A 21,843-nucleotide genomic window follows, 5' to 3' on the forward strand; every position below is an offset into this window, starting at 1 on the left:
CCGAGCGGCCAAAGGGAGCAGACTGTAAATCTGCCGTCATCGACTTCGAAGGTTCGAATCCTTCCCCCACCACCATCTTCAAGCTTTACCTACAATTTGAATTACCCCTGGTGGGGTTCCCGAGCGGCCAAAGGGAGCAGACTGTAAATCTGCCGTCATCGACTTCGAAGGTTCGAATCCTTCCCCCACCACCATCACTTCCGTCGCGTATCTTATCCCCGTTAAGCACAGTGCTCATATCTCTCCGTACGGGGAAGGATGAGAAGCTTCGACTAAGGTTCGATTCGAGCGCAGCGAGAAAGCGTTGCCGTAGGCAACGACCCGAAGGGCGAAGCGCGCAGCGCTGAGTCATCCTTCCCCCACCACCATCACTCCCGTCGCGTATCTTATCCCCGCTAAGCACAGTGCCTTATATCTCTCTGTACGGGAAGGATGAGAAGCTTCGACTAAGGTTCGATTCGAGCGAAAGCGAGAAAGCGTTGCCGCAGGCAACGACCCGAAGGGCGAAGCGCGCAGCGCTGAGTAATCCTTCCCCCACCACCATCACTCTCGTCGCGTATCTTATCCCCGTTAAGCACACTGTCTCATATCTCTCCGTACGGGGAAGGATGAGAAGCTTCGACTAAGGTTCGATTCGAGCGCAGCGAGAAAGCGTTGCCGTAGGCAACGACCCGAAGGGCGAAGCGCGCAGCGCTGAGTAATCCTTCCCCCGTCATCCGCTGCTGAACACATCTATTCCAAATCACGTCATTCACATCCGAAAACCGCTGCCTTCAGATCTTTTTCAACACCTACCCCCAATTTCCTCACTACAAATGCATAAAGGCTATTGCTATGAATTCACGCATTATCATTACTGGCGGGCCCAGCGCGGGTAAAACTACGCTGATTACGGCTCTGGAAAAAAGTGGTTTCCACTGTCAGCCCGAATCCGGGCGTGCTGTTATCAAACAACAAATGGACATAAACGGCGATGCGCTGCCGTGGCGTTCTCCGGCGCGATTTGCAGAAGCCATGCAGGCAATGGATATTAATGCCTGGTATCAGGCCGAACAGTCCGATCGTCCCCTCTTCTACGACCGTGCGCTGCCGGATATTGCAGGCTATCTCACGCTGGTGGGCGAACCAATACCCAACCGGTTACATCGTGCTATTAACCAATTTCGCTATGCCACTGACGTTATTATTCTCCCGCCATGGAAAGCGATATATAAGCAGGATAACGAACGAACACAATCGTGGGAGGAAGCGGTACGGACATATGAGGCAATGAGAGAAATATATCCACGTTATGGTTATCGGCTCCACTTGTTGATGCCTGCATCAATTCAGGAGCGCGTAAATCGGCTTCTGGGGCTTATTAATGTCATATTACCCAGCCGAAAATAAGGCACCGAGCGGTTCAACGTGTGCTTATCCCCGCTCACGCAGGGAAAAATGGGCAAGAAGTGCGAAAAAACGGGCAGGAAGTCAGCCTCCATGCCCGTGCTATTTTTTCTGCTATATTGCTGAATACATCTCAGTATTACAGTGACTTAAGCTTGTCAATGCACAATCAGTGACGCGCACGTACAATCTGATACTTGCGGGTCAGGTACTCGACCGGCACGCTCCAGATATGCACCAGGCGCGAGAATGGGAATAACAGGAACAGCGTCATCCCCAGTACCAGGTGCATACGGAAGATAAAGGCTACACCGTCCAGATGTGCGGATGCGCCACCGTGGAAGGTCACAACTGACTGCGCCCACCCGACCAGCTTCATCATTTCACTCCCGTCCATATGCTGGGCGGAGAACGGAATGGTCAGCAGACCCAGCGCGCACTGAATCACCAGCAATGAGAGAATCAAAATATCTGCGGCGGTAGTAGTGGCGCGGACACGTGGGCTAAACAGGCGACGCTTGAGCAGTAAAATACCGCCAACCAGCGTCAGCACGCCGCAGGCGCCGCCGGCAATCATCGCCATCTTCTGTTTCACGTCGACCGGCAGAAAAGCTTCATACATCCAGTGCGGCGTTAACATGCCCAGGAAGTGACCGGCGAAAATACCCAAAATCCCAATGTGGAACAGGTTTGACGCCAGGTTCATTCCTTTGCGATCCAGCATCTGACTGGAAGCCGCCCGCCAGGTGTACTGGCCGTAGTCGTAACGTAACCAGCTACCGATCAGAAATACCGATCCGGCAATGTACGGGTAGATATCAAAGAAGAACATATTCAGGAAGTGCATTAGTGCTGTCCTCCGATGGTGATATTCAGATATTGCGGCGCCACGGCACCGGCAAAACGACGCTGGTGAGCGGAGATCTCCGACTCGCCACACCCCTGATCGGCGAAGAATTTCACCTGCTCTTCTTCCCAGACCGCATCCAACGCTTGTGGGGTATCATCACGTGCTTCATTCGCAATTTTTTCAGCCACTTTATCGCTGTCGATAACGGTATTCGCCAGTTTTAACAGCAGATCGAACAGCACCGCATAACGGCTGTCACGCTGTTGCAAACGTGCGCTTAGCAGCGCCAGAATCGGCGCGATATCCTGTAAACCCCCTAACGCTTCGCTTTTCGGCAACTGCGCAAGGTATTCCAGATACAGCGGCAGATGATCGGGAAGTTCGCGGCTGTCGAGCTGCAAACCGTGCTGCTCATACTGTGCCATCAGGTCAACCATCGCCTGACCGCGATCGCGGGATTCCCCGTGTACATGTTCAAACAGCAGCAGCGATGTGGCACGGCCACGGTCAAACAGTTCGCTATAAGCGGCCTGTACATCCAGCATGTCCTGCGCGGTTAAATCGCGCAGGAAAATGCCCAGAGTCTGGGCATCCTCTTTATCCAGGTTCTCAGATGACGCGAGCGCATCGAACAACTCCTGCTGATGCTGCCACAGGGCAGCATCCGGGTACTCGAGCAGACGCGAAACAATGACGAGTTCAATCATGCGTGCGGCTCCGTTTTGCTGGTCACATCAACAGCGTCGATGCGGCGGCTGTTGAACAGATTGAATTTGGTATCAGACCCGTGGCAACCATCGCCGAAGGTAAAGCCACAACCGCTTTTCTCCGGGAATGCGTCACGCGCCAGTTCACGATGGCTGCTCGGCACCACAAAGCGATCTTCATAATTAGCAATTGCCAGGTAACGATACATTTCCTGCGCCTGGGCTTCGCTTAAACCCACCTCTTCCAGCGCGCGGGTATCCACTTTACCGTCTACGGTTTCCGCACGTTTGTAGTGACGCATCGCCAGCATGCGTTTCAGCGCCAACAGTACCGGCTGAGTGTCGCCAGCGGTCAACAGGTTCGCCAGGTACTGCACCGGGATACGCAAACTGTCTACATCCGGCAGAATACCGTTGCTGCCCAGTTCACCCGCGTCGGCGGCAGACTGAATCGGTGACAAAGGCGGCACGTACCAGACCATCGGCAGCGTGCGGTATTCCGGATGCAGCGGCAGCGCCAGCTTCCAGTCCATCGCCATTTTGTACACTGGCGATTGCTGCGCCGCATCGATCACGCTCTGCGGCACGCCGTCCTTCAGCGCCTGTTCAATGACAGCCGGATCGTTCGGATCGAGGAACACGTCCAGTTGACGCTGGTACAGATCTTTTTCGTTTTCCGTACTGGCGGCGCTTTCAATGGCATCTGCGTCATACAACAGTACGCCAAGATAACGGATACGGCCCACGCAGGTTTCGGAGCAAACGGTCGGCTGGCCAGCTTCGATACGCGGGTAGCAGAAGATGCACTTCTCGGACTTGCCGCTCTTCCAGTTGAAATAAATCTTCTTGTACGGGCAACCGGTGATGCACATCCGCCAGCCGCGGCACTTGTCCTGGTCGATCAGCACGATGCCATCTTCTTCACGCTTGTAGATAGCACCGCTCGGGCAGGTCGCCACGCACGCCGGGTTGAGACAGTGCTCGCACAGGCGCGGCAGATACATCATGAAGGTGTTTTCGAACTGGCCGTACATCGCCTTCTGCATGTTTTCGAAATTCTGATCTTTGGCGCGCTTTTCGAACTCGCCGCCCAGAATCTCTTCCCAGTTTGGCCCGCTGGTAATTTTGTCCATCCGCTGGCCGGTAATCAGCGAGCGCGGACGGGCAATCGGCTGCGCTTTGCTGCCTTCCGGCGCGGTGTGCAGATTCTGATAGTCGAAATCAAACGGCTCGTAGTAGTCGTCGATGCCTGGCAGATGCGGGTTAGCGAAGATTTTACCCAGCAGCAGCGCCCGGTTGCCCATGCGCGGCTGTAGTTTGCCGTTGATTTTGCGGATCCAGCCGCCTTTCCATTTTTCCTGATTTTCCCAGTCATTCGGAAAACCAACGCCAGGCTTACTTTCTACGTTGTTGAACCACGCGTATTCCATACCTTCACGACTGGTCCAGACGTTTTTACAGGTGACTGAACAGGTATGACAGCCGATGCACTTATCGAGATTCAGCACCATGCCGACTTGTGAACGAATTTTCATTTTACGCTCTCCTGTACCTGGTCATTGCCTTCGCCATCCAGCCAGTTAATGTTCTTCATCTTACGTACCACCACAAACTCATCGCGGTTGGAGCCGACGGTACCGTAGTAGTTAAAGCCGTAGGCTAACTGCGCATAGCCGCCGATCATATGGGTCGGTTTCGGCGTAATGCGCGTCACCGAGTTATGAATACCGCCGCGCTGCTGGGTAATTTCCGACCCCGGCAGGTTTACGATACGTTCCTGCGCGTGGTACATCATGGTCATGCCCGCCGGTACACGCTGGCTGACCACTGCGCGTGCGGTCAATGCGCCGTTGCTGTTGAAGACTTCGATCCAGTCGTTATCTTCAATGCCCAGATCTTTGGCGTCGGTTTCGCTCATCCACACAATCGGGCCGCCACGCGACAAGGTCAGCATCAACAGGTTATCGCTGTAGGTCGAGTGGATACCCCATTTCTGGTGCGGCGTCAGGAAGTTGAGCGCCTTCTCCGGATTACCGTTGGATTTACGCCCCATCACCTCTTTCACCGAGCGGGTGTCGATCGGTGGACGATACACCAGCAAACTTTCGCCGAAGTCGCGCATCCACTGGTGATCCTGATACAACTGTTGGCGGCCAGACAGCGTACGCCATGGAATCAACTCGTGAACGTTGGTATAACCGGCGTTATAAGAAACGTGCTCATCTTCCAGACCAGACCAGGTCGGGCTGGATATAATTTTGCGCGGCTGGGCCTGAATATCGCGGAAGCGGATTTTCTCTTCTTCTTTATTGGTTGCCAGATACGTATGGTCGCGACCGGTAAACTCGCTCAGCGCCGCCCAGGCTTTCACCGCCACCTGACCGTTGGTTTCCGGCGCTAACGTCAGGATCATCTCTGCCGCGTCAATCGCCGTGTTGAGCATCGGCTGGCCTTTCGCCGGACCGTCCGCTTTGGTGTAATTGAGCTTACGCAGCAAGTCCATTTCGCTCTGCGTGTTCCAGGCAATCCCTTTCCCGCCGTTGCCGATTTTCTCCATCAGCGGGCCGATAGAGGTAAAGCGTTCGTAAGTCGCTGGGTAATCGCGCTCGACGGTCATGATGTGCGGCGCGGTTTTCCCTGGAATCAGGTCGCATTCACCTTTTTTCCAGTCTTTCACGTCCAGCGGCTGCGCCAGTTCAGCGGCAGAATCGTGCTGGATCGGCAGCGTCACGACGTCAGTCTCTTTACCCAGGTGGCCTACACAGACTTCGGAGAATTTCTTCGCAATGCCTTTGTAGATTTCCCAGTCGCTTTTCGATTCCCAGGCCGGATCTACGGCGGCAGACAGCGGATGAATAAACGGATGCATATCCGAGGTATTCATATCGTCTTTTTCATACCAGGTGGCGGTCGGCAGTACGATATCGGAGTACAGGCAGGTGCTCGACAGGCGGAAGTCCAGCGTCACCACCAGATCCAGTTTGCCGTCCAGGCCATTGTCACGCCACTCCACTTCTTCCGGCTTCACACCGCCCTGTTTACCCAGATCCAGCCCCTGAATACCATGCTCAGTACCCAGCAGATATTTCAGCATGTACTCATGGCCCTTACCGGAAGACCCAAGCAGGTTAGAACGCCAGATGAACAGGTTACGCGGGTGGTTTTTACCGTTTTCCGGCTGCTCGGCGGCAAAGCGAATCGAACCCTCTTTCAGGGATTTGACGGTATAATCTACCGGCGTCATACCGGCTTTTTCCGCTTCACGCGCAATATACAGCGGGTTGGTGCCTAACTGCGGTGCCGACGGCAACCAGCCCATACGCTCGGCGCGCACATTGAAGTCAATCAGATGACCGCTATAGCGGGATTTGTCCGCCATCGGCGACAGTAACTCCTCGGCGGTCACCGTCTCGTAGCGCCACTGGCTGGAGTGGTTATAGAAGTAAGAGGTGCTGTTCATGTGACGCGCCGGACGCTGCCAGTCAAGGGCAAACGCCAGCGGCTGCCAGCCGGTCTGCGGACGCAGTTTTTCCTGGCCGACGTAGTGCGCCCAGCCGCCACCACTCTGACCAACGCAACCACAGAACACCAACATATTGATCAGCCCGCGATAGTTCATATCGAGGTGATACCAGTGGTTCAGACCGGCGCCAACGATAATCATTGAACGCCCGTGCGTTTTGTCCGCGTTATCGGCGAACTCCCGTGCGATACGGATGATCTGCGCCCGCGGCACGCCAGTGATCTGCTCGGCCCATGCTGGCGTATACGCTTTGGTATCGTCATAACTGGCAGCACAATTTTCATCGTTCAGGCCGCGTTCCAGACCATAGTTCGCCATAGTCAGGTCATACACGGTGGTGACTAACGCTGAAGAACCATCGGCCAGTTGCAGACGTTTAACCGGCAATTTATGCAGCAGGACGTTATCCAGCGCCACATGATTAAAGTACTCTGAACCTTCGCCGCCGAAATACGGGAAGCCCACGTCAGCAATCTCATCCTGGCTGCCCAGCAAGCTGAGCTGCAATTCAGTTTCTGCACCGGTAGTCCCGTCGCGCTGTTCGAGGTTCCATTTGCCTTTTTCGCCCCAGCGGAAACCAATTGAACCGTTTGGCGCCACCATTTCACCGTTGCTGTTAATGGCGACGGTTTTCCATTCCGGGTTATTTTCCTGCCCCAGCGAATCAACGAGATCGGCAGCGCGCAGCATACGACCTGCGGCATAATAACCATCACGCTCTTCAAGCATCACCAGCATTGGCATGTCGGTATAGCGACGGACATAATCGGTGAAGTACTGGCGCGGGTTGTCGAGGTGGAACTCGCGCAGCATGACGTGGCCCATCGCCAGCGCCATCGCCGCATCGGTCCCCTGCTTCGGCGCCAGCCACAGATCGCACAGTTTGGCGATTTCAGCATAGTCCGGCGTCACCGCGACGGTTTTAGTGCCTTTGTAACGTACTTCGGTAAAGAAGTGGGCATCCGGCGTACGGGTTTGCGGCACGTTAGAGCCCCAGGCGATAATATAGCTGGAGTTGTACCAGTCAGCGGATTCCGGCACGTCGGTCTGCTCGCCCCAGGTCTGCGGGGAGGCTGGCGGCAGGTCGCAGTACCAGTCGTAAAAGCTCAGGCAGGTACCGCCAATCAGCGAAAGATAACGTGCGCCGGAAGCGTAGGAAACCATCGACATCGCCGGAATGGGTGAGAAGCCCGCGACGCGGTCAGGGCCATAGGTTTTCACGGTGTACACGTTGGAGGCGGCGATCAGCTCGTTCACTTCCTGCCATGAGGAGCGAACAAAGCCGCCACGACCACGCGCCTGTTTGAAGCTTTTGGCTTTATCGGCATCTTCAATGATGGAGGCCCATGCCTCTACCGGATCGCGATGCAGTTTTTTCGCCTCGCGCCACATCTTCATCAGACGTTTGCGCATTAGCGGATATTTCAGTCGGTTAGCGCTGTAGAGATACCAGGAGTAACTTGCCCCGCGCGGGCAGCCGCGAGGTTCATGGTTTGGCATATCAGGACGGGTGCGCGGGTAATCGGTTTGCTGTGTTTCCCAGGTCACCAGACCATTTTTGACATAAATTTTCCAGCTACAAGAACCGGTGCAGTTCACCCCATGGGTTGAGCGCACAATTTTGTCATGCTGCCAACGTTGGCGGTATCCGTCCTCCCAGTCCCGGTTTGTTTCGAGAAGCTGGCCGTGCCCATCGGCAAAGGTTTCGCCCTTCTGCTTGAAGTAGCGAAACCGGTCCAGGAATTTACTCATCGGGTTTCTCCTGTGTGGAACCTTACGGCTCTCTGATAAATCGACATTGCTTAACTAAGGGCGAAGGTAACGCGCTGAATGGGCGTGAGAATTGATAACGATCAAGGCGGACAGGGATGCAAATGGCGCGCAAACCTTCTACATACTCCTTTTGGAGGAGGAATTTTATTTATATATCTTATTGATTTAAATGTATAAAATTAAATTTACGCACGACATGAATGTTAAATTTTCAACAAGTGGGTATTAAGGGGTATCCCCCTGGATGACCGATAAAGATGTGCGTGGTTAGCCCTGTCGCGTCTATCTTTTTGACTATAAGTATGTTGTAACTAAATGCAGATAAAAAAAAGCGCGGTCTAACGCCGCGCAAAGGATAATCAAAAGTTACTTTTTATTTTTAGAATGACGTCCATATACCGCCCAAGTAATAACGACGCAGGCGATATAGAAAATAAGAAAGACTTTCATCGCGCCGACTGGCGAACCGGTTAAGGCTAAAGATGAACCAAACGCTTTCGGAATAAAAAAGCCGCCAATCGCGCCAATCGCGGAAATAAAGCCCAGCGCCGCCGCCGTATCGGTCGCCGCTTCACGCATGGCTCTTTCGTCCGACCCGCCTTCCGCTTTTACCCGGTCCATCGTCAGTTTACGGAAGATAACGGAGATCATCTGGAAGGTAGAACCACTCCCCAACCCAGCCGTCAGGAAGAGCGCCAGAAATACCCCGTAGAACGCGATAAAGCTACCGCCAACGCCGCCAGTAGGTAATGTCAGGAACAGCAGACCGCTGAAAATCGCCATCAGGACAAAGTTGATAAGCGTGACGCGAGTCCCCCCCAGACGGTCAGAAATTGCGCCGCCTGCCGAACGCGCCAGCGCGCCGATAAACGGACCGAAAAACGCATAATGCAGGATCTGCACATCCGGGAATTGCGTTTTAGACAGCATAGCGAACCCCGCGGAGAAACCGATAAACGATCCGAAGGTCGCCAGATACAGCAGACTCATGATCCACAGATGACCACGTTTGAGCACCGGCAGTTGCTCTTTTAGCGAGGCCTTAGACGTCGCCAGTTCGTTCATGCCGAACCACGCCGCCAGCGTAAAAATGGCCAGGAAAGGCACCCAAATCCAGGCCGCGTTCGCCAGATAGAGCTGAGAACCGTCCGGCTGCTCTACACCGTGGCTGCCAAAGGCGGCAAAGATAGAGAGCGAAACCACCAGCGGCGCAACCAGCTGCATCACGCTCACGCCCATATTGCCCAGACCACCGTTCAGACCCAGCGCGCCGCCCTGCTTTTGTTTAGGAAAGAAAAAGCTGATGTTCGCCATACTGGAGGCAAAGTTCGCGCCGGCAAAACCACACAGCAAGGAAATAATAATGAAAGTGCTAAAAGGCGTACTGGTATCCTGAACGGCAAAGCCTAACCATACGCAAGGCACGATGAGGATACCGGTACTGAACGCTGTCCAGCGACGTCCGCCAAATAGCGGCACCATAAAGGAGTAAGGCACCCGTAGCAGCGCGCCGGAAACAGATGGCAGCGCAGTCAACATAAAGAGCTGATCGGTCGTAAAATTAAATCCCACTTTCGGCAGGTTCACCGCCACTGCGCTGAATAGCATCCAGACGCAAAACGCCAGCAGTAAACACGGGACAGAAATCCACAAATTACGGCTGGCGACACGATGGCCGCGCTGCTGCCAGAACGCCGGATCTTCCGGACGCCATTCCGTGATAACAGCGCCAGTTGCCCTTTCCGGGGCGGATGAGTGACTCATAGACACCTCTGATTCTTGATTTGATGTCTGCCACATTAGGGTTTACTGCCGAAGGTAAGTTGATATAAATCAAAGGAAAAGTCGTCATCACCGGCGACTAAAAAGCGTTATTACCCTTAATGAGTAGGCTATTTTGGTAAAAAAGCTGTGGTTTTTCACCATGCTGTGTCTGTCTACTCCTTCCCGTCGCAGATACCTCTCTACGGCGGCAATTAAGGAGTAACTCGTTATAGGTATGGGTATACTCCGCTGTATCGTTGAGAATAGCGGCACAGCCGATTGACGCCCCTCTTTTTGCTACGTTTTTTCGGCGACATTACCCCGAAGAAAGAAGGTAACATGTTTAAACGGTGTTTCTCTCCTCTTACGCTGGTTAACCAACTGGCGCTGATTGTCATGCTCTCTACCGCTATCGGCGTGGCGGGGATGGCGGTTTCCGGCTGGCTGGTTCAGGGCGTACAGGGTAGCGCTCATGCGATTAATAAAGCGGGCTCATTGCGTATGCAAAGCTATCGACTACTGGCCGCTGTCCCGCTGGATGCTAAAGATCAAAAGCTGCTGGATGAGATGGAGCAAACGGCATTCAGCCCGGAACTGACCCGCGCCGCTGAGCGAGACGGGCAGCAAAAGCAGCTTAAAGCGTTGCAGGATTACTGGCATAACGAACTCTCGCCAGGACTACAGCACGCGCAAAACGCGCACGCGGTCGCAGAAGATGTCACGCGCTTTGTGGCGGGCCTGGATCGCCTGGTGACGTCGTTCGACCATACTACTGAATTGCGTATCGAACGCGTGGTATTAGTTCACCGGGTAATGGCGATCTTTATGGCGCTATTGCTGGTATTTACGATTATCTGGCTACGTGTTCGCCTTTTGCAGCCCTGGAAACAGTTATTATCAATGGCGCGCGCCGTCAGTCAGCGCGACTTTACCCAACGTGCCAATATCAGTGGACGCAATGAGATGGCCGCGTTGGGTTCTGCGCTCAATAATATGTCTGAAGAACTGGCCGAAAGTTATGCGGTACTGGAACAGCGCGTACAGGAAAAAACAGCCGGTCTGGAACATAAAAACCAGATTCTCTCGTTTTTGTGGCAAGCCAACCGCCGACTGCATTCACAGGCTCCGCTATGTGAGCGTCTTTCACCGGTACTGAATGGCCTGCAAAATTTAACCCAGTTGCATGATATTGAGCTGCGGGTCTATGACCTGGAAGATGAAGATAATCACCAGGAATTTACCTGTCAGTCGGACATCAGTTGCGATGATAAAGGCTGCCACCTTTGCCCACGTAGCGCCCTGCCGATGATTAACGGCGGCACCACCTTAAAATGGCGGCTCACCGACTCTCACACCCAATACGGTATTTTGCTGGCGACGCTGCCCTATGGACGCCATCTCAGCCACGATCAGCAACAGTTGGTGGACACGCTGGTTGAACAGCTTACCGCGACTCTGGCGCTCGACAGGCATCAGGAGCGCCAGCAGCAGTTGATTGTCATGGAAGAGCGTGCCACCATTGCCCGCGAACTGCATGATTCTATTGCCCAGTCGCTCTCTTGTATGAAGATGCAGGTGAGCTGCCTGCAAATGCAGGGCGACGTGTTACCGGAAAGCAGCCGTGAGTTACTCAGCCAAATTCGCAATGAGCTAAACTGCTCCTGGGCGCAACTGCGCGAACTGTTAACCACTTTCCGGTTACAGTTGACGGAACCCGGGCTACGTCCGGCGCTGGAAGCAAGCTGCCAGGAGTTCAGCGCCCGGTTTGGCTTTACGGTAAAACTGGATTATCAGCTTCCCCCCCGCCTGGTGCCTTCACACCAGGCGATACACCTGTTGCAAATTGCCAGGGAAGCCCTCAGCAACGCCCTTAAACACTCTCATGCCGACGATGTGGTGGTGACAGTGACGCAATGTGGCAAACAGGTCAAACTAAAAGTGCAGGATAATGGCTGCGGCGTCCCGGAAAACGCCGAACGCAGTAATCACTACGGCATGATCATCATGCGCGATCGGGCGCAAAGTTTGCGCGGCGATTGCCAGGTACGCCGACGCGAGACTGGCGGAACAGAGGTCACTGTTACTTTTATTCCAGAAACAAACTTCACAGAAACCCAGGGAGATACCCATGAATAATCAGGAACCGGCAACCATCCTGTTAATTGACGACCATCCGATGCTACGCACGGGTGTAAAGCAGCTTGTGAGTATGGCGCCCGATATCAGCGTGGTCGGAGAAGCCAGCAACGGTGAGCAGGGTATTGACCTGGCGGAATCGCTCGATCCCGATCTGATCCTCCTTGATTTGAATATGCCGGGAATGAATGGTCTCGAAACGCTGGATAAATTACGCGAAAAAGCGCTGTCAGGACGTATTGTCGTTTTCAGCGTATCCAACCATGAAGAAGATGTCGTCACGGCACTAAAGCGCGGCGCGGACGGTTATCTGTTGAAAGACATGGAGCCTGAGGACTTGCTCAAAGCGTTACAACAGGCCGCCGCCGGCGAAATGGTATTAAGTGAAGCGTTAACGCCGGTACTGGCGGCCAGCCTGCGGGCCAACCGCGCTACCACCGATCGCGATGTAACGCAACTCACCCCGCGTGAGCGCGATATTCTGAAGCTCATCGCGCAGGGATTGCCAAATAAGATGATTGCCCGGCGTCTGGATATCACCGAAAGTACGGTCAAAGTGCACGTGAAACATATGCTCAAGAAAATGAAGCTGAAATCGCGCGTGGAGGCCGCCGTCTGGGTGCATCAGGAACGCATCTTTTAATTATTGCTCCTGGAACGGTTGCCAATGCGGATTATCGTCCGGCATCGTGATAAACGGTTCAGTCAGCGCGAGCGTGATCTCATTGGAAGAGACACGCTGACCTTTTTCATCCTCAACCACCACCGATAAACGCCAGCAATTTGCCGCGCCTTCGCGGTGATCCCAGGCCGGCATAATGATTGTCCAGCCCTCGGTACTGCGGGTGTCCGTTCCTGCCGTCAAACTTAATGCCTGTGTATCGCCCTGCCAGCTCAAATGACGAATACCGTGCACGCTGCGCACCTGCAATTTTAACGCAACCGTCTCACCAGGCGTAAGATCCCAAGGCGGCGTCGCCAGAAAAACCGTTAGCGTTTTACGCTGCCGATACTCCATTGTCGGCAGCGAGTTACGTTGCGGCGTATCATAGCGGCTACCGCGTAATGACTGGCTTTGCGCCACTTCACTGGCGGCAAGCTGCTTTTTGAGCGACATGCCGAAGCGGTAGTTAAGCGTCAGTCCCAGGTTATTCTGACTGACCCCGCTCTCGCCCTGTTTGTGCTGGGCGGTCACGGTAAGCAAAGGTACTGGCGTATAGTTGAGACCCAGTTTTAACGCGACAGGATTGTGATACCCCATTCCGGAGTCAAACAGATCCACGCTATCGCCAAAGTACTGCTCCAGACTAACGCTGGTATTGATATGCTGGTAAAACGGCAGCCGCATTTGCGCGTTGATATCATATCCGCGCGCCATTCGCTGTTCTAAGGTCGCCGTATGCGTCTGCCAGTCGGCAAAAGGCTGATAATAGTTGGCGGATAAACGCAAATATTCTCCCCACGCCTCCGCGCCAAAGCCGGCGCGCTGCAAATGTTCATCCAGCAGATTATCGTAAAAGGTATTATAGCCAAGAAGCCAGCCATCCTGCGCCCAGCGCTGTCCTACGCCAATATTGCTTACCAGTCCGTCAGTCTGTTGCGTAAGGCCAAGCTGGCTCCAGGTCAGATAGCGCTGTTTATCCTGTAAAGGGATAAACCAGCTTCCGCGACTGCCGTTAAAATGACCTTCGTTATCGACGTTAATATCAACGCTGGCGCTGCCCCAGGCTGATAGCCAGCTTTCAAGCTGCTGGTTAACCTGCTCGCTGACCACATCGCGTACCTGTCCGAAAGCGAATTGCCGCGCCTGTTCACCGGTATCCAGATCGTTATTTTTCATGCTGGCTTCGCCAAACGCTTTGGCCATCTCGGCAAAATGCTTTTCCCCTTCGTGGGATTCCGGCATCATGCCTAAATCCGGCAGACGGTTTTGCGTGAAAGGGTCTTGCGCCTGCGCACAGATCGTACCGCTGGCAGTCAGCAAGAGAAGCGAGAGTGAGAATGAACGAAAAACAATACGGCTCAACGTGTCGGCAACTTCTACAACAAAAGATAAGAGGAATGGCATCAGAGTAAACCATAACGTGTCCGGACAGGTTTTGCAGCCTTTTCTCGTGCTTCCAGGAATATCCTTATTTTTTCCGCAGAGCGTCCCGGGATTTTATCCACGCATTTGGCGGCACCCGGTTCCCGAGGTAACATAACGCCATTACCGACAAAATTTCTCAAGGAGAAGGGTTATCCATGCAAAATATCGTCATTATCGCTAACGGCGCCGCCTACGGCAGCGAATCATTATTTAATAGCCTGCGTCTGGCCATTGCGCTGCGCGAGCAGGAAAGCCATCTCGATTTACGCCTGTTTTTGATGTCAGATGCCGTAACCGCAGGGTTACGCGGTCAAAAACCAGCCGAGGGCTACAATATTCAGCAAATGCTGGAAATTCTGACCGCGCAAAACGTACCGGTAAAATTATGCAAAACCTGTGCGGACGGACGTGGTATCACTCCCCTGCCGCTGATTGACGGTGTGGAAATCGGAACGCTGGTCGAGCTGGCGCAATGGACGCTGGCAGCGGACAAAGTGCTGACATTTTGAATCTGTACGCGGGAAAAGCTCCCGCGTCAGGATAGACTTCCGGCAAGAAAATCAGGCTAACACGTGAGTAATACCGCGTTTATTTTTTCTTATGCCATTTATCATCCTCGCCTTTTTCATAATCGTTTTTAACCGCCGCCCAGGCGACTTTGTGTGCGGTTTCCTCGCGACTGGCGTCATCACGACGATCGGCTTTATCTTTATATTGCTCCCAGGCGCTATTAAACGCTTCTTTGTAAATGTCCTGGGCATGGGCTGGAAGAACATTCCGCACATTATCGGGTAAATCACTTTTGGCTTTATACGGCATCCGCACCTCCGTCTTCAGGGAAAACATTAAGTGTGGTAAACAATGCGTTATTACGCCAGTCGAGGAGGATTTTTGCTTTTTACGGAAATTAACTTTTTGTTATTTAAACACTGTTAAAACAAGATGCTTGTTTTACTGACCTTGAAAGAAAAAAATCGTCTACGCCGTAAAACTACGTAAAAAACCACTAAAAAAATACAAATTTCTGCTATTTTTACCTTCTTTACTCTTTCCAAAATATTAACACCTGCACAAGGGAGACCCTCATGACACATGCCTGTGAGGCGGTGAAAACCCGCCATAAGGAGACTTCGCTTATTTTCCCGGTTCTTGCGCTGGTAGTGCTGTTCCTTTGGGGAAGCAGCCAGTCACTACCAGTGGTTATTGGCATCAATATCCTTGCACTTATTGGTATTTTAAGCAGCGCATTTAGCGTGGTCCGTCATGCCGATGTATTAGCGCACCGACTCGGCGAACCCTACGGATCGCTTATTTTAAGCCTGTCCGTCGTTATTCTTGAAGTGAGTTTAATTTCAGCGCTGATGGCCACCGGCGATGCTGCGCCAACGCTTATGCGTGATACGCTCTACTCTATTATTATGATTGTCACCGGGGGACTGGTCGGTTTCTCGTTGTTGTTGGGCGGGCGTAAATTCGCAACGCAATATATGAATTTATTCGGGATTAAGCAGTACCTTATCGCGCTGTTTCCGCTGGCGATTATTGTGCTGGTTTTTCCAATGGCATTGCCACAAGCCAATTTCTCTACCGGTCAGGCATTATTGGTCGCGTTAATTTCCGCCGCGATGTACGGCGTATTTTTGTTGATTCAAACCAAAACGCACCAGAGCTTATTTATCTATGAACATGAAGATGAAGGCGATGATGACAATCCACACCACGGTAAACCCTCCGCGCACAGTAGCGGCTGGCATACGGTCTGGTTACTCATTCATTTAATTGCGGTCATTGCCGTTACCAAAATGAATGCCAGCCCGCTGGAGGCGTTGTTGACCAGCATGAACGCCCCGGTCGCCTTTACCGGTTTCCTGGTCGCGCTGTTAATTCTCTCGCCGGAAGGACTGGGCGCGCTGAAGGCGGTACTGAATAATCAGGTTCAGCGGGCAATGAATCTGTTCTTCGGATCGGTGTTGGCGACGATTTCATTAACCGTGCCAGTCGTCACGCTCATCGCCTGGGCGACAGGTAATGATCTGGTGTTTGGTTTAGGCGCGCCGGAAATGGTAGTGATGGTGGCCTCGTTAGTGCTGTGCCATATTTCGTTCTCTACCGGACGCACCAACGTGCTAAACGGCGCGGCGCATCTGGCTTTATTTGCCGCCTATCTGATGACGATTTTTGCCTGATATAAAAAAGCCGGATAGTATCTTATCCGGCCTACACAAGCTAAAAACCGCAATCAGTTCTCGGTATCCAGCTCGTCGAAGCTTTTCACCAAATCATCAATCGCTTTTATCTGGGTCAGGAACTGCTCCAGTTTCGCCAGCGGCAGCGCGGAAGGACCGTCGCACTTCGCGTTAGCCGGGTCCGGATGCGACTCCAGGAACAGGCCCGCCAGACCGACAGCCATACCGGCGCGCGCCAGCTCGGTCACCTGACCACGACGACCGCCAGAGGCGGCGCCAAATGGGTCGCGGCATTGCAGCGCGTGGGTAACGTCGAAAATCACCGGCGAGTTGCCGGAGACCTTTTTCATCACGCTAAAGCCCAGCATATCTACCACCAGGTTGTCATAACCGAAGTTCGCGCCGCGGTCGCACAGAATCACCTTATCGTTGCCGCCCTCATGGAACTTATCCACGATATTGCCCATCTGACCTGGGCTTACGAACTGCGGCTTTTTCACGTTAATCACAGCGCCGGTTTTCGCCATCGCTTCCACCAGGTCGGTCTGGCGCGCCAGAAACGCCGGGAGCTGAATCACGTCAACCACATCAGCCACAGGCTGCGCCTGGCTGGCTTCGTGGACGTCAGTGATCACTTTTACGCCAAATGTCTGCTTGAGTTCCTGGAAGATTTTCATCCCTTCTTCCAGACCCGGCCCACGGTAAGAGTGAATAGAGGAACGGTTGGCTTTATCAAAAGAGGCCTTGAACACGTAAGGAATACCCAGCTTCTGGGTAACGGTTACGTAGTGCTCACAAATGCGCATTGCCAGATCGCGTGACTCCAACACGTTCATACCGCCAAACAGCACAAACGGCAGGTCATTTGCCACCTTAATGTCGCCAATGTTAACCACTTTTTGTTTCATAGGATCGCCTTACACTTATAGGTAAAATGTCGGTTAATTAATGTAGAACAATTTGCTTGTGCGCAATGGTGTTGATCTGCGCACGAATCATTTCGCTGATCGGGTCTTCCGGACACTGTTCAACGAAGTAGCTTAAATCAGTCAGCGCAACGTGTTCACACTCAAGCTGCGCGTAGATCAACCCGCGGTCACGGATTTCGTAAGGATCTTCCGGGTTAAATTGCAACAATGCTTCGCTAACGCGCAGCGCCAGCTCCATTTGCCGTTCCTCCATCAGCGAGGATTTCAGCGTATCCAGTAGCTTACGAATCACTTCGGCGTTATCCGCTTCGTCCAAATCTTCATTAAACAACTCGGCGACCGGACTAATATTGCCTTTTAACCAGACTTCCAGAGTATGTTCATCAAGCGTTTCACCGTTGAACGGGTTAATCAGCCACATTTCCCCTTCCAGCGATTCAATACGCAAAATCAACTGCGTTGGGAAGATAACGGGCACCAACGGCAAATCAAGACGGTTTGCTATCCATAATAAAATAGCGCCCAACGATACCGCGCTACCCTGGCGTTTTTTCAGGACTTTATCGAGCCATAAAGCATCAGAAAGACGGTAGACGCCGCGGGAATCCGTGAACCCCCACTCGCCGTAAAAAAGTGCCAGCAATTTTTCCAGTTGCTCATCCTGAGACAGGAGCTGGCTAATTTCTTCCTGCGCCAGACTGACCAGACGTTCCAGTTCGTCGTAGACAAACTGCGTGGGAAAATCCAGGCGAATCATCTCTGATGCCAGGATCATGCCATCACACAGCGGCGCATTGTTAAATTCGAAATCAGCTAACGACCTCATGACTTACCCCAGTAACGGTATTTTTGTGGTGGCGAGTTTAATGATGATGTACAGCACCACCAGCGCCAGCGGGAAAGCGATAAAACGCGCCTGCTGGCTGCGCGCCTGACGATAATCAAGCGCAATAAAACCCAAAACGATGTAGATGATAACGCCAAACAGTTTTTCAGTCAGCCATGAGCCCGACTCCGTGAATGGCAGGATGTGCGTTTTAACGATTAACCCGATACCGCTAAGCAGTAACAGGGTATCTATGACGGGAGGCACGATTCGTGTCCAGCGCGCGGCGGCCAACGCATGGCCGCAATAGCGCCACCAGTAACGAGCGACAAACAAACTGACGGAGAGCGCAACACAGATAAGATGAAGCGTGAGCAACATTGCAGTTGTCATGGCGTAAAACGTCCGCAGGTCAAGCGTTCATTACCACCATAATCACGACACGTTTCTACATCCGAGTAACCAGACCGCCTGAAAACCGCTCTTACCGCTTCGCCCTGCTGCCAGCCGTGTTCCAGCAGCAGGAAGCCGCCGGGCGTTAACATCTGACGGGCGTTATCGATAATATGCGTCAGATCCGCCATACCGTTTTCGTCCGCCACCAACGCCGAGCGCGGTTCAAAGCGTACATCGCCTTCGCTAAGGTGCGGGTCCTGCGCGTCAATGTAGGGCGGATTGCTGACAATCATGTCGAACTGCTGCCCCGATAGCGCGCTGAACCAACAACTTTGCAGTATACGCACATTCCGGATAGCCAAATGTTCCGCGTTGCGTATCGCCAGCGCAACCGCATCAGGCATACGATCGACCGCAGTCACCTCACAATCCGGTCGCTCGCAGGCCAGCGCCAGCGCAATCGCGCCAGTTCCGGTGCCTAAATCCAGAATACGACAGGTTTTGACCGGCAATCGCGCCAACGCCTGTTCCACCAGACATTCGGTATCCGGGCGCGGGATTAGCGTGGCGGGAGAAACGAAGAGCGGCAGCGACCAGAATTCGCGTAAGCCCGTCAGGTACGCAATGGGTTCGCCCTGTTTACGCCGCTGCAGCAGATCCGCGAGCTGTTGTTGCTGGACGTCAGTAAGCGGCGTTTCGCCAAAGGCCATGATATACGTCCGCCCCTTGCCCGTAACGTACTCAAGCAGGATCTCGGCGTCGCGCCGGGGGCTGTCGCTGTCCCGGAGCTGGTTTACCGCCTCATGCAGCCAGTGCTGAAAATCCATTATTCCTGCTCGGACAACGCGGCTAACAGGTCAGCCTGATGTTCCTGAACAATCGGCTCAATCAGCATATCCAACTTACCTTCCATCGTTTCATCAAGGCGATATAACGTCAGATTAATACGATGATCGGTCACGCGCCCCTGCGGGAAATTATAGGTCCGGTTACGATCGCTGCGATCGCCGCTGCCAAGCAGGTTGCGGCGCGTTGACGCCTCGGCCTGCTGGCGTTTTGCCGTTTCGGCGGCGTGAATACGCGCCCCGAGCACCGAGAGCGCTTTCGCTTTGTTTTTATGCTGCGAACGCTCGTCCTGGCATTCCACCACGATGCCGGTCGGCAAGTGGGTAATACGGATAGCGGAGTCGGTGGTGTTAACGTGCTGACCGCCCGCGCCGGAAGAACGAAACGTATCAATGCGCAGATCCGCCGGGTTAATATCCGGCAGCTCGGCTTCCGGCAGCTCCGGCATCACGGCGACGGTACAGGCGGAGGTATGGATACGCCCCTGCGACTCGGTCGCCGGAACACGCTGTACGCGGTGTCCGCCGGACTCAAATTTCAGTCGGCCATACACGCCGTCGCCGCTGATTTTGGCGATGATCTCTTTATAACCGCCATGCTCGCCTTCGCTCATGCTCATGATCTCCACGCGCCAGCGGCGCGATTCGGCATAACGGCTGTACATGCGGAACAGATCGCCGGCAAACAGCGCGGCTTCATCGCCGCCGGTGCCGGCGCGAACCTCAAGGAACGCGTTTCGTTCATCGTCCGGATCTTTCGGCAGCAGCAGTACCTGTAACTGTTGCTCCAGTTGTTCGCTTTTTTCTTTCGCTTCGCGCAGTTCTTCCTGCGCCATTTCTCGCATTTCAGGATCGTCGAGCATCATCTGAGCCGTCTCGATATCGTCCTGAACCTGTTGCCAGTCCGTAAAACAGCGAGAAACGTCGCTTAATTGCGCATATTCGCGCGACAATGCGCGAAAGCGGTCCTGGTCGGCGATAATTCCCGCATCGCCCAGCAACGCCTGAACTTCCTCATGGCGTTCGTGCAGGGCTTCCAGTTTGGCAACGATAGAAGGCTTCATAGGCGTAAATTCACCCTGTAAAAAAGTGTGGTGTGTGCTGCTACTCCAGCCCGAGGCTGTCGCGCAGAATATTCAGGCGTTCGTCATCCCCGTCACGGGCAGCCTGTTGAAGTGATTTCGTTGGCGCATGAATCAGGCGGTTGGTCAGTTTCCATGCCAGATCCTGCAAGATGGCTTGCGCATCACCGCCCTGTTGAAGGGCCGACAGCGCTTTGGTAGTCAGTTCGTCACGAATCTGCTCCGACTGACTACGGTATTCCCGAATGGTCTCGCTGGCCCCCTGGGCGCGTAGCCAGGCCATAAACTCGCTGGCTTCCTGCTCAACAATCGTTTCCGCTTCTACCGCCGCAGCCTGACGCTGCGCCAGATTATGCGAAATGATGCTCTGTAAATCATCGACGCTATAAAGATAAGCGTTCGCCAGTTTGCCGACTTCCGGCTCAACGTCGCGCGGTACGGCGATATCCACCAGCAGCATCGGCTGGTTGCGACGGCTTTTTAATGCGCGCTCCACCATGCCTTTACCGATAATCGGCAGCGGGCTGGCGGTCGAACTGATGATAATATCGGCATCCTGCAAACGGGCGTCGATATCGCTGAGCGAGATAACCTCAGCGCCTACTTCATCCGCCAGGGCTTGCGCGCGCTCGCGGGTTCGGTTGGCGATAATCATCTTTTGTACTTTATGCTCGCGCAGGTGACGCGCCACTAGTTCAATAGTTTCGCCCGCGCCAACTAACAGTACAGTGACCGTCGAGAGCGATTCAAAGATTTGGCGAGCGAGCGTACAGGCGGCAAACGCGACGGAGACGGCGCTGGCGCCGATATCGGTTTCAGTCCGCACTCGCTTGGCGACGGAAAACGACTTCTGAAACATTCGCTCCAGCGCGCTGGCGTTAAGGTGGCCTTTTTGCGAATCCGCAAACGCTTTTTTCACCTGACCGAGGATTTGCGGTTCGCCCAGCACCAGTGAATCCAGACCGCTGGCGACGCGCATCAGGTGGCTGACGGCGTCATTGTCCTGATGCCAGTACAGACTGTTGCGCAGATCGTCCTCGTTCAGGTTATGGTAATCGCATAACCAGCGGATCAGCGCTTCCTGCAGGTTATCCTGCTCTTCCACGCTCAGATACAGCTCTGTACGGTTACAGGTTGACAGCACGACCCCGCCCTGCACCATTGGCTGCGCAAGCAGGCTGTCCAGCGCCTGATCAAGCGTGTCCGGCGAAAACGTTACGCGTTCTCGCAGCGATACAGGTGCCGTTTTATGGTTAATACCGAGCGCTAAAAGGGTCATGTCTGCGGGAGTAGTACCAGCGTTGATATGGTTAGTCTGCTTGCATCATACAGGATGCGCGTGGTCAATAAA

Annotated in this window: 18 protein-coding genes, 1 tRNA gene and 3 other RNA genes; 9 read left to right on the top strand and 13 right to left on the bottom strand. The window is 53.7% G+C overall.

Annotated features, from left to right (window positions below):
- The first annotated feature begins 109 nt into the window (after positions 1-109).
- The 5 genes from NA389_RS01430 (at position 110) to NA389_RS01450 (ending at position 1,389) form a co-directional block, all read left to right on the top strand.
- Positions 110-194 (top strand) — tRNA-Tyr (locus NA389_RS01430).
- A 43-nt stretch (positions 195-237) separates the two neighbouring features.
- A non-coding RNA gene (locus NA389_RS01435) (RtT sRNA) lies at positions 238-368 on the top strand.
- Between the two features lie 43 nt (positions 369-411).
- A non-coding RNA gene (locus tag NA389_RS01440) (RtT sRNA) lies at positions 412-543 on the top strand.
- A gap of 44 nt (positions 544-587) precedes the next feature.
- Positions 588-718: non-coding RNA, RtT sRNA (locus NA389_RS01445), on the top strand.
- A gap of 116 nt (positions 719-834) precedes the next feature.
- Positions 835-1,389, top strand: coding sequence for an AAA family ATPase (locus tag NA389_RS01450; protein ID WP_001088482.1), 555 nt, complete (start codon positions 835-837; stop codon positions 1,387-1,389).
- Positions 1,390-1,555: 166 nt separating this feature from the next.
- Here NA389_RS01450 and narI read toward each other — a convergent pair whose 3' ends face one another.
- The 5 genes from narI to narK form a co-directional block, all read right to left on the bottom strand.
- Positions 1,556-2,233: a respiratory nitrate reductase subunit gamma gene (narI, locus tag NA389_RS01455; protein WP_000545592.1), complete on the bottom strand. Its 678-nt coding sequence runs from the start codon at positions 2,231-2,233 to the stop codon at positions 1,556-1,558.
- Positions 2,233-2,943 (bottom strand): nitrate reductase molybdenum cofactor assembly chaperone, encoded by a 711-nt coding sequence (gene narJ, locus NA389_RS01460; protein ID WP_000571665.1) that lies wholly within the window; start codon positions 2,941-2,943, stop codon positions 2,233-2,235. The genes narI and narJ overlap by 1 nt, the downstream gene beginning before the upstream one ends.
- Positions 2,940-4,478, bottom strand: a complete 1,539-nt coding sequence (narH, locus tag NA389_RS01465) for a nitrate reductase subunit beta (RefSeq protein ID WP_000702614.1) — start codon at positions 4,476-4,478, stop codon at positions 2,940-2,942. Before narH ends, narJ begins: the two co-directional genes overlap by 4 nt.
- A complete protein-coding gene (locus NA389_RS01470; protein ID WP_000032892.1) occupies positions 4,475-8,218 on the bottom strand; it encodes a nitrate reductase subunit alpha in 3,744 nt (1,247 codons plus the stop codon). The genes narH and NA389_RS01470 overlap by 4 nt, the downstream gene beginning before the upstream one ends.
- A gap of 387 nt (positions 8,219-8,605) precedes the next feature.
- Positions 8,606-10,003, bottom strand: a complete 1,398-nt coding sequence (narK, locus tag NA389_RS01475; protein WP_000019848.1) for a nitrate transporter NarK — start codon at positions 10,001-10,003, stop codon at positions 8,606-8,608.
- 339 nt (positions 10,004-10,342) lie between these two features.
- Between narK and narX the strand changes: the two genes are divergently transcribed.
- Both narX and narL read left to right on the top strand, forming a co-directional pair.
- On the top strand, positions 10,343-12,139 hold the full coding sequence (narX, locus tag NA389_RS01480; protein WP_000476244.1) for a nitrate/nitrite two-component system sensor histidine kinase NarX: 1,797 nt from the start codon (positions 10,343-10,345) through the stop codon (positions 12,137-12,139).
- Positions 12,132-12,782, top strand: a complete 651-nt coding sequence (narL, locus tag NA389_RS01485; RefSeq protein WP_001064598.1) for a two-component system response regulator NarL — start codon at positions 12,132-12,134, stop codon at positions 12,780-12,782. The genes narX and narL overlap by 8 nt, the downstream gene beginning before the upstream one ends.
- Here the strand turns inward: narL and NA389_RS01490 are convergent, their stop codons facing one another.
- Positions 12,783-14,207 carry a YchO/YchP family invasin gene (locus NA389_RS01490; protein ID WP_001116355.1) on the bottom strand — a complete coding sequence of 475 codons (1,425 nt, stop codon included), beginning with the start codon at positions 14,205-14,207 and terminating at the stop codon, positions 12,783-12,785.
- A 176-nt stretch (positions 14,208-14,383) separates the two neighbouring features.
- Between NA389_RS01490 and NA389_RS01495 the strand changes: the two genes are divergently transcribed.
- Positions 14,384-14,737: a DsrE/DsrF/TusD sulfur relay family protein gene (locus NA389_RS01495; protein WP_001179794.1), complete on the top strand. Its 354-nt coding sequence runs from the start codon at positions 14,384-14,386 to the stop codon at positions 14,735-14,737.
- A gap of 79 nt (positions 14,738-14,816) precedes the next feature.
- Here NA389_RS01495 and chaB read toward each other — a convergent pair whose 3' ends face one another.
- Positions 14,817-15,047 (bottom strand): putative cation transport regulator ChaB, encoded by a 231-nt coding sequence (chaB, locus tag NA389_RS01500; RefSeq protein WP_001146392.1) that lies wholly within the window; start codon positions 15,045-15,047, stop codon positions 14,817-14,819.
- Between the two features lie 266 nt (positions 15,048-15,313).
- Between chaB and chaA the strand changes: the two genes are divergently transcribed.
- Entirely contained in the window at positions 15,314-16,414 is a 1,101-nt protein-coding gene (chaA, locus tag NA389_RS01505) for a sodium-potassium/proton antiporter ChaA (protein ID WP_000148418.1), read from the top strand.
- A 53-nt stretch (positions 16,415-16,467) separates the two neighbouring features.
- Here the strand turns inward: chaA and kdsA are convergent, their stop codons facing one another.
- Genes kdsA through hemA form a run of 6 tightly spaced genes read right to left on the bottom strand, consistent with a single transcriptional unit; the run spans position 16,468 to position 21,771 of the window.
- On the bottom strand, positions 16,468-17,322 hold the full coding sequence (kdsA, locus tag NA389_RS01510; RefSeq protein WP_000811046.1) for a 3-deoxy-8-phosphooctulonate synthase: 855 nt from the start codon (positions 17,320-17,322) through the stop codon (positions 16,468-16,470).
- Positions 17,323-17,359: 37 nt separating this feature from the next.
- The gene (gene sirB1 / locus NA389_RS01515) at positions 17,360-18,169 is read right to left on the bottom strand and encodes an invasion regulator SirB1 (protein WP_001257065.1); all 810 of its coding nucleotides are present in this window, start codon (positions 18,167-18,169) and stop codon (positions 17,360-17,362) included.
- 3 nt (positions 18,170-18,172) lie between these two features.
- Positions 18,173-18,562 carry an invasion regulator SirB2 gene (gene sirB2 / locus NA389_RS01520; RefSeq protein ID WP_000205401.1) on the bottom strand — a complete coding sequence of 130 codons (390 nt, stop codon included), beginning with the start codon at positions 18,560-18,562 and terminating at the stop codon, positions 18,173-18,175.
- On the bottom strand, positions 18,559-19,392 hold the full coding sequence (gene prmC, locus NA389_RS01525; RefSeq protein WP_000347309.1) for a peptide chain release factor N(5)-glutamine methyltransferase: 834 nt from the start codon (positions 19,390-19,392) through the stop codon (positions 18,559-18,561). Before prmC ends, sirB2 begins: the two co-directional genes overlap by 4 nt.
- A complete protein-coding gene (gene prfA / locus NA389_RS01530; RefSeq protein WP_000804708.1) occupies positions 19,392-20,474 on the bottom strand; it encodes a peptide chain release factor 1 in 1,083 nt (360 codons plus the stop codon). The genes prmC and prfA overlap by 1 nt, the downstream gene beginning before the upstream one ends.
- A gap of 40 nt (positions 20,475-20,514) precedes the next feature.
- Positions 20,515-21,771: a glutamyl-tRNA reductase gene (gene hemA, locus NA389_RS01535; protein ID WP_000173208.1), complete on the bottom strand. Its 1,257-nt coding sequence runs from the start codon at positions 21,769-21,771 to the stop codon at positions 20,515-20,517.
- Positions 21,772-21,843 lie beyond the last annotated feature (72 nt).

This window comes from Salmonella sp. NW645 (genome assembly GCF_051703725.1).
GTDB lineage: Bacteria > Pseudomonadota > Gammaproteobacteria > Enterobacterales > Enterobacteriaceae > Salmonella > Salmonella enterica.